The organism is Bacillus sp. SIMBA_074 (genome assembly GCF_046534555.1).
In the GTDB taxonomy this organism is placed as follows: Bacteria; Bacillota; Bacilli; order Bacillales; family Bacillaceae_G; genus Bacillus_A; species Bacillus_A mycoides.
Map to the genome: position 1 here is coordinate 1 of NZ_JAWRYM010001017.1, position 247 is coordinate 247.

Consider the following 247-nt stretch of genomic DNA (forward strand, 5'->3'; position numbering starts at 1 on the left):
CGGTCGTGACGCTCATGTGCCTGCGGAACGAGTTGCCGTACCGGCACGGCCGGGGAGTCGATCACTTGCCTGATGATGACCGATCGAAGCTTGAGTCCAGTAGGGCGGCCCACATCAACAGCGCGGATCTCGATACCAGCCGGCGCAGGCTCACGAGGCTGTTCCTCGAAGAGATTCAGCTCATCGACCACGAGCGCGCCGGACGGCTCCAAGGCGCATTCGATCAACTCCTGACCCCGCTTCGGGT

Annotated in this window: 1 protein-coding gene; it reads right to left on the reverse strand. The window is 63.2% G+C overall.

Annotated features, from left to right (window positions below; all coding sequences use genetic code 11):
• The coding region (locus tag SB773_RS33845) for a hypothetical protein (RefSeq protein ID WP_410594855.1) at positions 1-227 on the reverse strand (227 nt) is incomplete at its 3' end.
• Positions 228-247: the final 20 nt, after the last annotated feature.